We start from the raw sequence: 12132 nt of genomic DNA, 5'->3' as shown, positions 1-12132 counted from the left end.
AACGCAGAGAACGCAGAGAATAGGATATGGAATCGAACTGCTGGGAACTACAAGAAGATGGAGGCACGTTCCGGAGTCGAACCGGACTAAACGGATTTGCAATCCGCTGCATAACCGCTTTGCTAACGCGCCATGCTGACAAGACCAAGGGTCTTGAGAGTGATGCTCATGCTTGGTGTCATGAGATATTGGAGCGGGAAACGAGACTCGAACTCGCGACCCCGACCTTGGCAAGGTCGTGCTCTACCAACTGAGCTATTCCCGCCTGACTGCCTGATGTCAGTTACCCGACAACGAGGCGCATTATACGTACCCCGAGCACGGGCACAACCCTTTTTTATGACTTTCAGCGCTTTTCCCGGTTGTTTGCTCAGGCTTTAAACGCCTTGGTCGAAAATCCCTCCAATCCTTGTGACCCGCCGAACGAATTCAAGATAAAGTCATTGAAATAGTTAGTCTTTAGTCAGAAACTCACCCTGCTTAGTAACTGGATTCTCAATTGAAAATCACAAAATGAAATGGATCTTCAGGCCACGTGGGCTCAGACCGCAGCTGATGCTGGCGTTTTTTATGTTAGGCCTGGTGCCCTTCCTGGTCGTGACCCTGTTTTTCCTCTATAGCCACGGCAAGGACCTCACCACCCAGACCTCCAATCATCTGGTGTCGGTACGCAACATCAAGAAGAGCCAGCTGGAAGATTACTTCGGCAACCTCAAAGAGCAGATCACCAATTTCTCCCAGCAAGACTTCGCCGGCGACAGCATAGGCCGCTTCTACGGCTTCACCGGCGCCTTCGAGAAGCTGGGCACCACGCCCCAGGGCGCCCGTGCCCGTGCCCAATCCCGCTATGTGCCGGGCTCCTGGGACAAGTTGCAGCAACCCGACAGCAAGCTGGTCATCGAACCCTCCATCAGCGCCCTGATCCTGGCGGACGAGATGTATGGCCGGGTCCACCAGCGCTTCCACCGCGGCTATGCCGACATGGTGCGCAAGAGCAACTACAGCGACATCTTCCTGGTGGATCTCAATGGTGATGTGGTCTATTCGGTCACCAAGCACCCCAATTTCGCCACCAACCTGCTCTCGGGCCCCTATCAGGCAAGCGGGCTTGGCAACACCTTTGCCAAGGTCAAACGCCGCCTCGACGGGGGCCAGAAGCCCAGACAGATCTTCGAGTTCACCGACTTTGGTCGCAATGAGTTGACCGGTCAGGTGGTCGCCTACCTGGCCGCCCCCGTGATGCAATATGACGACGTGCGCGGCGTGGTGATCTTCGAGCTGCTGCCGGACAAGCTCAACCAGATCATGGCGGAGCGGGAGGGGCTCGGCGAGACCGGCGAGACCATCCTCATCGGCCCGGACAAGCGGATGCGGGCCGACGCCTGGCTGGCGCCGGAATTCAGCGTGGAGAACAGCTTCAGCCCCAACTTCCGGCCGCTGCAGACCCCGCTGGTCATCAAGGCCCTGTCTGGGGAGCAAGGGGTCGGCCCCTTCCTCTCCTATCACGACGACGAGGTGCTGGCCGCCTATACCCAGGTCAAGGTGTTCGATACCGAGTGGGCCTTCATCGCCGAGATCTCCACCAGCGAGGCCTATGCCCCCATCCGTCAGCTGGAGACCCTGGTGATCCTGCTGGGGGCCGGATCCTTGCTGCTGCTGACCCTGTTCTCCCGCTGGCTCTCCCACTCCATCACGGCCCCCCTGCGCTCCCTCACCGCCGCGGCCGAGCAGGTGGCCGACGGCGCCCTGGATCACCCGATCGAGATCCCCCGTACCGATGACGACATCGACCGGCTGGCCCAGGCGTTTCGCCACATGCAGCGCTCGGTGAAGGACAAGATAGAGCTGATCGAGCGCCAGACCCAGGAGCTGCAACAGCAGGTCAAGCTGACCCACAAGCAGAACCTCAGCCTGCAACAGGCGGACAAGCTCAAGGATGAACTGCTCGCCAACACCTCCCACGAGCTGCGCACCCCCATTCACGGCATCAAGGGGATGGCGGAGTCCATGCTCGCCAGCCAGCAGGACCTGACCGAGGGCCAGCAGAAGCAGCTCGGCCTCATCATCAAGAGTGCCGACGGTCTGGCGCGACTGGTGGACGATCTGCTCGATTACCACCAGATGCGCTACGGCCAGCTGGAGATCCATCCCCAGCCCGTCGCCTCCAAGGGGGTCATCCGGCTGGTGCTGGATCTCTGCCAGCACCTGGTGCAGGCCAAGCCCCTCAGCCTGGTGGACATCAGCCCGCTCGAGCTGCCGCCGGTGCTGGCCGATGAGCAGCGCCTGGAACAGGTGCTCTACAACCTGGTGGGCAACGCCATCAAATACACGCCGCAAGGCAAGGTGGTGCTGAGCGCCCAGGTGGAGGGACAGTTCCTGCGTATCCGGGTGACCGACACCGGCATCGGCATTCCCAAAGAGCACCTTGAGCACATCTTCGAGCCGCTGGTGCAGATGAGCCCCGAAGTGAGCAAACAAGGAGCCGGCCTCGGCCTCTCCATCACTCGCCAGCTGGTGCACCTGATGGGGGGCGAGCTCTATGTGGAGAGCGAGCCCAGCGTCGGCTCCACCTTCGCTTTCACCCTGCCGCTGGCCAGTGGCAAGGCCGGCGGACTGACCCTGGACAGCCGCCAGATTGAGCACCAGCTGGTGCGCCAGCAGCCGCTGATCCTGCCGGATTGGGAGAGCGACGATCTGCCCGTCCCGCCGGCCGATGCGCCCCTGATCCTGGTGGTGGATGACGAGCCCATCAACTTGCACATACTGCGCCACCTGCTGCAGCCCTGTGGCTACCGCATCCTGCCGAGCAGCGATGGTCACGACGCCCTCGCCAAGCTGGCCCAGGAGCCGGTATCCCTCATCTTGCTGGACGTGATGATGCCGACCCTGTCCGGCTTCGATGTCTGTCGCCGCCTGCGCGAGCAACACCCCAAGGATCAACTGCCGGTGCTGCTGCTCACCGCCCTCAACCAGCCAAAGGACATAGAGGAAGGCTTCAACGCCGGAGCCAACGACTATCTGGTCAAGCCGTTCTGCAAGGAGGAACTGTTCGCCCGGGTCAAGGCCCTGCTGGAGGCGAGCGCCGGTCGCGCCTCTCTGGTGGAGAACCGCTTGCTCAAGCAGGAGATAGAGCATCGCCTGCGCCTGCAAGGGCAACTGCATCAGGATCAGGAGCGGCTGCTGACCCTGCTCGGGGAAGGGGCCGATCCCATGGTCTTCATCGACCAGCAGGGCACAGTGCTGTTTGCCTCCCGGGTGCTGGCGCGCTTGCTGGGACAGGAGCCGGAAGCCATGGAGGGGCTGCCGCTGGACGAGTGGCTGGCGGCGCCGCTGGCCAGCCAATGGCCGGACATGGCGGAGAACCCCGAGCAGGATCTCGCCTTCCTGGTGGCGGGTCAGCGGGACGCGCTCAACGCCCGCGCCCTGCCCATCACGCTCGGCGGCCAGAGCGCCTTCGCCCTCACCCTCAGCACCGAATCCCGCCAGGATGACAACAGAGTGATGGCGCTGGAGAACGCCCTCAAGAGCCTGTCCCGTCAGGCCATCATCGAGGATGGCCAGCTGCTGGGCGAACTCAGCCGGTTGGGAGGCGAATTCCGCTCCCTTGCCGACAACCTCATCCGTCAGCAGGATGACGAACCGCTGCGCCGGGCCCTGGTGGACACCATGCACCTCACCCTGGATGCCTGGCAGCAGAGTACCGGCAAGGGCAAGATAGTGCTGGCGGAGAAGAGCAAGCTGTGGCGCGTCTACATGGACAGATCCAGCCCCCAGACCCGCACCCTCGACAAGTACCTGAGCCTGGACACCCTGCCCAAGGCACCGCGCTGGAAGACGGTGGTGGCCAGCGCCGAATACGTGCTCAAGCAGTGCCCCCTGAGCGAGGCCCAGCAGCAGAGCCTGCACCAGAGCACCCAGCTGCTGCGCCAGCTCGCCAACCGCAAGGGCTGATGATCCGGCGCGATCTCGGGCGGCCTGTCTCCCCTTGACGGAATGAGCCTGAGACATCGAGCAGATGGCATGCCAAAAACAGCACACCCGCGAATGACGCGGGTGTGCTGTTTTAGAAGTTGTGCCATGAGGGCGAAGGGGCTGCTCCTGCAATGCGACTCAGCAAGCGGCCAGCCAGATCCCGAACGAGGGCATACAGCCCACCTCATGCCAGCCGACCCTTACCCTATCCCACAAGGGCGCCGGCAACCCAACGCCCATGGGGATAGGCCTGTTCACCCAGGCCTATCCCCTATCACTTGGCTTATGGCATCAATTCTCTATTCACCTGGGCAAAGGATTTGGGCCAGGGATCCGCCTTCTGCAGGGCCGGCGACAACTGGCGAATGGCCGCCTGCGCCTGGCTCAGATCGGCATAATCCCCTTTCAGCACCACGTACCAGGGGCTGCCATGGAAGTTGGTTTGATAGATCCACACCTGGTCGGCGAGCCGATTGGCGCGCACAAACTGCGCTACGGCATCCAGGCTGCTCGCCCCCATCAACTGGATGCTGAGGTGGTTGATGTTCTTCTGTTGCAGGACGCTGGCGGGCGTCAGGCTGACCTTGCCGGACGCCTTGCCTTGCGGCGCGGGGGCCGGGGCCGGTTTGGACACCGATTTCGCTGCCGGCTTGGACACCGGCTCCGGGGCAGGCGTGGACACGGGCTCGGGGACCGCGGCAGGCTCGGCCACCACCAGGGGCGCCGCGGGGGCGGCAGGCATTGGCGGCTCGGGCGCGACGACTTCTTCGGCCGCGATCGGCAAGGCGCCGCTGACCGGCACATCCAGCATGGGGGTCAGCTCGCCGGCCGCCCCCTCGGCCTGTCCTTCGATAGACTCGGGAGCAGAAGGCAGGGGTAACCCGGTCTCAGCCGGCGGGATCAGGGTCGCTACGGCGCCACTGATCTCATCCGGACCGGCTGCAGGCTGGCTGGCATCCGCCGGCGCAGGAGCGGCCTCCCCCACCTCGGGCTCGTCCTTTCGGGCAGAAGAGTCTGAATAACTCAGCACCAGGAAGCACAGGATGCCGGCGACCAGACCGAGCACTATCTGGCGAATGAGAGAATGGGGATTGCACTTGCGCAGATGAGATTCGGTCATCATGTCCTCCAGGACGTCATGAGCAGGATTAGAGGGCCACTGAGGCCACGAAAAGAGATCACCGGCCTGTATCAAAGCCAGTGGATCATGGGCAGGAGATCACATCCTTGGTGAACGCGACCCGGTCAGGCAGCGCCTTGAGCTGGCCCAGACGCCGTCGTTTCGCGCATCGATGCAGGACGAAGGAGCAATCTGGACAACTGTACCAGCAGCCATCTCTGCCTGTTGTTCGTTACACCGCATAAAACGCCGGAAAACGATACCGGGGTAGGGCTGAACTCGGCCTGAATTCACCGGCTATCCACCGGGATCTGGCCGTCTCCAGCCGGCATTTCGTGCAAAACTGGCCTGGATCCGCGGCTGGCGCCTCTGCGGCGAGCCGTGCACAGAGGAGAAACGGGCTCGCCACTCCGAAGGAGCAACGAGAGCCCATGGCCGTCGGTGAAACGGGCAGACGGCAGAAGACCCCACCCGATCAGCCCGCCGACAGTCACCATTTCACTTTCGCAATAGCCAGCCATACTATGGTTAACATAATGAATTGACATGGGATTTCACGATGAGCAACGAAGCAGGGCAAGGCCGCATGGCGATCACCCTGGCGGCCTTGGGGGTCGTCTACGGTGACATAGGCACCAGTCCGCTTTATGCCTTGAAGCAGAGCTTTGCCGGGAATATGGGACTACAGCCGGGTAAAGAGGAGATCTTTGCCATCGTCTCCCTCTTCTTCTGGACCCTGATGCTCGTCGTGTCGCTCAAATATGTGGTGCTGGTGCTGAAGGCCGACAACAAGGGTGAGGGGGGCATACTGACCCTGGCCTCCCTCGCCGCCCGGCGTCTCTCCCCCCGCGCCCGCACCCTGGTGATGCTGCTGGGGCTGGCCGGGGTGGGGCTGTTCGTCGGGGATGCGGTGATCACCCCCGCGATCTCCGTGCTCTCCGCCGTCGAGGGACTGGAGATCATGGCCCCGGATCTCGCGCCTTTCGTGCTCCCCATTGCCCTGGTCGTGCTGGTGGTGCTGTTCGGCGTCCAGCATTACGGCACCGCCGGGATCGGGCGCTGGTTCGGGCCCATCATGCTGATCTGGTTCACCACCCTGGCACTGCTCGGCGTGCTCGAAATCGCCAAGACCCCCGCCATCCTGGCAGCCGTCAACCCGCTCTACGCCCTGGACTTCCTGCTGGCGAGACCGGGAACGGCCTTCGTGGTGCTGGGCGCCGTGGTGCTGTGCGTGACTGGCGCCGAGGCGCTCTATGCCGACATGGGACACTTCGGACGGGGCCCGATCCAGCTGGCGTGGAATAGCTGGGTGATGCCGGCGCTGCTGCTCAACTACTTCGGCCAGGGGGCCTTGCTGCTGCGCCACCCCGAAGCCATCGAGAACCCCTTCTACCTGCTGGCCCCCGGCTGGATGACACTGCCGCTGATCGTGCTGGCCACCATGGCGACCGTGATCGCGTCTCAGGCGGTCATCTCCGGCACCTATTCAGTGGTGCGTCAGGCCATCTTGCTCGGATTTCTGCCGCGCCAGGAGATCCGCCACACCTCGGAGCACGAGAAGGGGCAGATCTATCTGCCACTGGTCAACTGGCTGCTGCTCGGCGGCATAGTGCTGGTGATCTTCTGGTTCAAGAGCTCGAGCAACCTGGCGGCCGCCTACGGCATCGCCGTGACCGGCACCATGGTGATCACCACGCTGCTGCTGATGGTGGTCGCCTTCCACCGCTGGAAACAGCCGCTCTGGTTGATCGCGCTGGTGGGCACGCCGCTGCTGGCAATGGATCTGGCCTTCTTCAGCGCCAACACCACCAAGTTCTTCGCGGGCGGCTGGCTGCCCGTGCTGTTTGCCCTGCTGATCATCGTAGTGATGACCACCTGGAAGCGTGGTCGCGAGCTGGTGCTCGAGAAGCTCGAGAGCCAGGCCCTATCCTTGCAGGGCTTCGTCGACAATATCCAGATCCGCCCGCCGCTGCGGGTGCCGGGCACAGCCGTGTTCCTGTCCAAGTCCATCAAGGTCGTCCCCAATGCGCTCCTTCACAACCTCAAGCACAACAAGGTGATACACGAGCGGGTCATCTTCCTGACCATCAAGGTCAAAGATGAGCCCTGGCTGACCGGGGAGGAGCGGCTGGAACTGCTGCAGATCGGGGAAGGCTTCTGGCAGGTGGTGGCCCATTTCGGCTACCAGGAGACCCCATCCATGGAGGAGATCTTCCAGGCCTGCGCCCAACAGGAGTTGAAGGTGAGGCTCAATACCACCTCCTTCTTCCTCTCCTACGAGTACCTCATCAGCACGGACATACCGGGTATGCCGCGCTGGCGTGAGAAGCTGTTCATCTGGATGAACCGCAACTCCCTGCGGGCCACCGACTTCTTCCAGATCCCGACCAACAGAGTGGTGGAGCTGGGGGTGCAGCTCGAGCTATGAGTTTGTGTCTCAGCCGCGCCTGTTCCCTGGATCCCTCACCGCAACAGCAGATCGGCCCCGGTATTTTCACGGGGCAGATCTCTTTCCCAAACAGGGAAGGGAGATGCTGACTATGGCTGAACTGAGGTATGGGCGGGAATAGGATAGAAATGCCAAGCCCGCGGCTGGCGCGGGCTTGAAGGGTATAAATGGCGGAGAGACAGGGATTCGAACCCTGGGTGGTATTGCTACCACAATTGATTTCGAGTCAATCCCGTTCGGCCACTCCGGCATCTCTCCGCGGGCCCTCATATTGACCCAACCCGAGTCGGAAAATCAATGTAAATATCGTTGCAGATCAGGTAACTGCCTAATAATTCGGCACCTGATGACAAAGTGTGCCCGACGGGCGTTCCGCCATCCGGATCCGCCCCCCATCCCGGCGTGACCCAGCCGCCGTGTCGGGACTTGTCGATGCGCTATCCCCCTTCTCACTTTTCTCCTGGCTGTGCCCTTGTCCGACGAAATCGGGAAAATAGCGGCCTGCAGGGTGAAAAGGGCGCAAGCGTCGCATAAATCCGGCTCGGGGATAGCAGGGGCCGACACTGGTAATCATCGGGCTATTGGTTGACAATCCCAGCTCTTTTTTGGGAGGAAAACGCTTCCCTCGATGCATAAAGATAGGAAAAGCCATGTTGTATACACGTATCGCCTCACTGCTGCTGGTGGTTGCCAGCCTCTGGGCCGCGCCGGTCTGGTCCATCACCTATCCCCTCCCACCGGACGGCAGCCGCCTCATCGGCGAGCTGGAAGATTACATTGTACAAGAGGGCGACCATCTCGAGCTGGTGGGTAAACATACCCAGATTGGCTTTTTGGCGCTGCTCGAGGCAAATCCGGGGGTTGACCCCTATTTGCCCACCCCGGGTACCCGGCTGACCCTGCCGACCCAGATGCTGCTGCCCGACGTGCCACGGGAAGGGATCGTCATCAATCTGCCCGAGCTGCGGCTCTACTACTTCCCCAAGGGCAAGCAGGAAGTGATGGTGTTGCCCATCGGCATAGGCGACATCGGCCGCGAGACCCCGGAGATGACCACCACCGTCATCGCCAAGAATCCGAATCCGACCTGGGTCCCCGGCCCCATGGTGCGCAAGTCCTGGCTGGAGCAAAAAGGCATCGACCTGCCCGCCGTGGTCCCCCCCGGCCCGGATAACCCCCTTGGCAAGTTCGCCATGCGCCTTGGCTATGGCAACAAGGACTACCTGATCCACGGCACCAACAAGGATTTCGGGGTCGGCTTGCGGGTCAGTGCGGGTTGCATCCGGTTGCGTCCCGATGACATCGAGACCCTGTTCAAACTGGTACCGGTCGGCACTCAGGTGCGGGTGATCAACCAACCGGTCAAGACGGCGCTGGAACCCGATGGCCGGCGCTGGCTGGAGGTGCATTCCCCCTTGTCCCGCACCGAGGAAGAGTTGGCCGAGGGCGCGCCCCTGGTGCTGTCCGCCGAGGTTGAGCAATTCATCGCCGCCCCCGAGGTCGACAGCGTCCGGGTCACGGCCATGCTCGACAGCAAGAACGGGCTGCCCCAGCCCGTCAGCAACTGACCGATGGGGTCGGCTATGCCCGCGTTGCGATGCGGGCCCTGGTACCTGCTCGTCCTGCTCGCCAGCCCGCTGGTACGGGCTGACATCCTGTGGATGCAAAACGGCGATCGCCTCACCGGCACCATAGAAGAGATCACGGACGAGCAGATCAGCATCACCCCGGCTTATAGCCAGACCCTGACCATCAGGCGTGATGCGATCAAACGCTGGCGCCTGGACAAGCAGGAGCAACCCAAGCCGCTGACCAAGACGGGCATCGCCCTGCTGGACTCCCCGGATGAGCTCAACGCCTGGCTCTGGAGCGGGACTGGGGATCTCAACATCAAGTTGAAGGAGAGCGACAAGAAGACCAACAACGTCAACCTCAAGGGTTCCACCGAGCTGGCCAACCTGGACTGGCGTTACACCCTGGATGGGGAGTACATCTACGAGACATCGAACAGCATCACCGACAGTCACGAGTACAAGCTCAGCCCCAAGCTGGACTTCTTCTTCAATCAGAACTGGTTCCTGCGCTCCTCCATCGATGCCGACTACGACCTGATAGAGAGCAACTATCTGGAGCTGAGCTATGCCTCGGGGCCAGGTTATCGCTTCTGGAACGACAAGCAGCGGCGGCTGGAGCTGATCAGCCAACTGGGTCTGCAGCGCTCCTACTTCACCCCTGACGTCTGGAGCGGCTCGGATTGGTTCGACGAACGCATCATCAACTACCCCTACCTCAGCCTGGGATGGGACTACCGTCAGCCTGTCTCCGTCTGGCAGCAGCGGTTCGAGCTGTTCAGCAAGGGTAGCTACGAGAAGTTCATCGACCAGCCCTCCCCTTACCTGACCCGCAACCAGTCCATCAACGGCAGCCTGGGGCTCAGGTATTACTTCAACGATCACCTGCGCCTCTCCTGGTCTAGCGAGCTGAGCTGGGACGATACCTGGCTCGAACATGGCGGCCCCAAAGAGAGCCTTGATGAGAAGGAGTGGCGCCACACCATTACCCTGGGGGCCAGCTTCTAGTCTTCTCAGTCAAACGCCAGAAACGACACAGGCCCACCAAGGTGGGCCTGTGTTTATCCGCGTCAAACGAGGAGGGGGATCAGAAATAGATGCGGGTGAGAGACTCGATGACGCAGCCGGGGCGGCGGATCCCTTCGATCTCTATCTTGATCTCTTTGAGCAACTCGAGCCCGCCCTTGATGGGGGTGACCCTGGACAGTTTGGTGCGGGCGCGAATGTTGCTGTCCACCTTGATGGGGTACGGGAAACGCACCTGCTCCAGACCGAAGTTCACCACCATGCGGGCACTGGGAAACTCCGGCGTCGCCTCGTCCACCGAGCCGGTCAGCTGAGGCAGCAGGGCCAGGGTCAGGAAGCCGTGGGCAATGGTGGTCTTGAACGGTGACTCGGCCGCCGCACGCTCGGGATCGGTGTGGATCCACTGGTGATCCCCGGTGACGGACGCGAACTTGTCGATCAGCGGCTGGCTGACCTGCAGCCACTCGCCGACATGGGTCTCTTCCCCGATCCGGGCCTGCAGCTCGGCGTACAGGTTGGCCGCCTCCCCGCTCAACTCGACCGGGTTCTCCTCGGTCAGGGACGGCTGGCTGTTGACCGCCTGAGCCTGAGCGGCGCCCTGCCGTCGCAGCAGTTGCTGATCGGCTTGCAGGTCGAGCACCCGACCCAGCAGCGGGTGAAGGTGCGCTTTTTGCTGAAACTCACGCCAGTAGTCGCGGATCGCCGGAGAGAGCCAATCCTTGAGCTCAAAGGGGTGCTGCGCCAGTATCTCGCGCTTGTGTTTCAGAAAATCGACAACTTTCATTTACCGATCCCTATTCGATTCAATGCCTGTAAAGAGGTCTAACCAGTCCTATTTTATGAAAGTTTCACCAGTAAGTGCAAAAAAATCTCGGCGTACAACTGTACCGGAGGTGAGAGTGATCACTAACTTGCGGGGGAAAGCAGGCTTGAACGTGCAGTAAAAACGATTAACGTGGCGACAACGTCACCCGAAATGATGGGAGTGAAAAGGGAGCCGTTCAGGATATTTTTTCCTCAAGGCTCCCATTTTCACTCACTCGATCCGGGCGGACCACCAGTCGGTCCGGCTCGCCGCATCCAGGAAGCTCCAGGCCAGGATCCGGCTCACCTTGTTGCCCTGCGCCATGTCGATGACCCGCACCTCGCTCGCCCCCGCCTGAGCCAGCGCCTTCCTGGCGGCCGGCAGATTCTCCTTCTTCGACACCAGGGAGCTGAACCAGAGGCACTGGCTGGCGAACGCCTTGCTCTGGCCTATCATGGCGGCCAGAAAGGCCGCCTCTCCCCCCTCGCACCAGAGCTCGGCCTTCTGGCCGCCAAAGTTGAGCACAGGTGCCCCGGCGACCGTCTTGCCGAGATTGCGCAGCTTGCGCTCAGTCCCCTTGCTCGCCTCGGCCAGAGAGGCGTGGAACGGCGGGTTGCAGAGCGTCAGGGCAAAGCGCTCCTTGGGGCCAACAATGCCGCGAAAAATCTGCTTGGGATCGGTCTGATGACGGCAGGTAATCTGGCTGGCCAACCCGTTGCTGCTCGCCAGCAGGCTGGCCGCCTTGACCGAGACGGGATCGATGTCCGATCCCACGAAGCGCCAGCCGTATTCGCGGGCCCCCAGCAAGGGATAGATGCAGTTCGCCCCCACGCCGATGTCCAGCACCCGCACGCCCTTGCCAGTGGGCACAGCCCCCGCGCTCTCGGCCAGCAGATCCGCCACTCTATGCAAGTAGTCCACCCGACCCGGGATCGGCGGACAGAGATAGCCCGGCGGCAGATCCCAATGCTGGATGCCGTAGTGCAGCGCCAGCAAGGCCCGGTTGAGCGTCTTGACGGCGGCCGGATCGGCAAAGTCGAGTGTGCGGGTGCCGTGCTCGTTGACGAACACGAAAGGCAGCAACTCGGGCGTGCGCTGGCAGAGAGCGTCGAAATCGTAGGGTGCTTGATGGCGATTGCGCGGGTGCAATCCGGATTTGTGCTGGGTCTTCATACTGGGCCTGCCGAGG

The 12132-nt window shown here is 62.0% G+C and carries 7 protein-coding genes and 3 tRNA genes; 4 read left to right on the top strand and 6 right to left on the bottom strand.

Going from position 1 to position 12132, the window contains the following annotated elements:
- Positions 1 to 58: 58 nt before the first annotated feature.
- Positions 59 to 132 (bottom strand) — tRNA-Cys (locus tag BN1124_RS05215).
- Positions 133 to 189: 57 nt separating this feature from the next.
- Positions 190 to 265 (bottom strand) — tRNA-Gly (locus tag BN1124_RS05210).
- A 248-nt stretch (positions 266 to 513) separates the two neighbouring features.
- Here BN1124_RS05210 and BN1124_RS05205 point away from each other — a divergent pair.
- Positions 514 to 3951: an ATP-binding protein gene (locus BN1124_RS05205; RefSeq protein ID WP_042639807.1), complete on the top strand. Its 3438-nt coding sequence runs from the start codon at positions 514 to 516 to the stop codon at positions 3949 to 3951.
- Between the two features lie 304 nt (positions 3952 to 4255).
- Here the strand turns inward: BN1124_RS05205 and BN1124_RS05200 are convergent, their stop codons facing one another.
- Positions 4256 to 5092 carry an SPOR domain-containing protein gene (locus BN1124_RS05200; RefSeq protein WP_042639805.1) on the bottom strand — a complete coding sequence of 279 codons (837 nt, stop codon included), beginning with the start codon at positions 5090 to 5092 and terminating at the stop codon, positions 4256 to 4258.
- A 559-nt stretch (positions 5093 to 5651) separates the two neighbouring features.
- On the opposite strand from BN1124_RS05200, the gene BN1124_RS05195 reads away from it, so the two are divergent.
- Positions 5652 to 7520: a potassium transporter Kup gene (locus tag BN1124_RS05195; RefSeq protein WP_042639803.1), complete on the top strand. Its 1869-nt coding sequence runs from the start codon at positions 5652 to 5654 to the stop codon at positions 7518 to 7520.
- Positions 7521 to 7709: 189 nt separating this feature from the next.
- Here the strand turns inward: BN1124_RS05195 and BN1124_RS05190 are convergent.
- Positions 7710 to 7799: transfer RNA gene (locus BN1124_RS05190), tRNA-Ser, on the bottom strand.
- Positions 7800 to 8191: 392 nt separating this feature from the next.
- Here BN1124_RS05190 and BN1124_RS05185 point away from each other — a divergent pair.
- A complete protein-coding gene (locus tag BN1124_RS05185; protein ID WP_042639801.1) occupies positions 8192 to 9109 on the top strand; it encodes a L,D-transpeptidase family protein in 918 nt (305 codons plus the stop codon).
- 15 nt (positions 9110 to 9124) lie between these two features.
- Positions 9125 to 10120, top strand: coding sequence for a DUF481 domain-containing protein (locus BN1124_RS05180; protein WP_231553599.1), 996 nt, complete (start codon positions 9125 to 9127; stop codon positions 10118 to 10120).
- 79 nt (positions 10121 to 10199) lie between these two features.
- Here the strand turns inward: BN1124_RS05180 and BN1124_RS05175 are convergent, their stop codons facing one another.
- Together BN1124_RS05175 and rlmF are read right to left on the bottom strand one after the other, a co-directional pair.
- On the bottom strand, positions 10200 to 10922 hold the full coding sequence (locus BN1124_RS05175) for a MaoC family dehydratase (RefSeq protein WP_042639800.1): 723 nt from the start codon (positions 10920 to 10922) through the stop codon (positions 10200 to 10202).
- A 252-nt stretch (positions 10923 to 11174) separates the two neighbouring features.
- Entirely contained in the window at positions 11175 to 12116 is a 942-nt protein-coding gene (gene rlmF, locus BN1124_RS05170) for a 23S rRNA (adenine(1618)-N(6))-methyltransferase RlmF (RefSeq protein WP_042639799.1), read from the bottom strand.
- Positions 12117 to 12132: the final 16 nt, after the last annotated feature.

The sequence above is a fragment of the Aeromonas eucrenophila genome, from assembly GCF_000819865.1.
GTDB lineage: Bacteria > Pseudomonadota > Gammaproteobacteria > Enterobacterales > Aeromonadaceae > Aeromonas > Aeromonas eucrenophila.
This window is presented reverse-complemented; position numbering and strand designations above follow the sequence as displayed.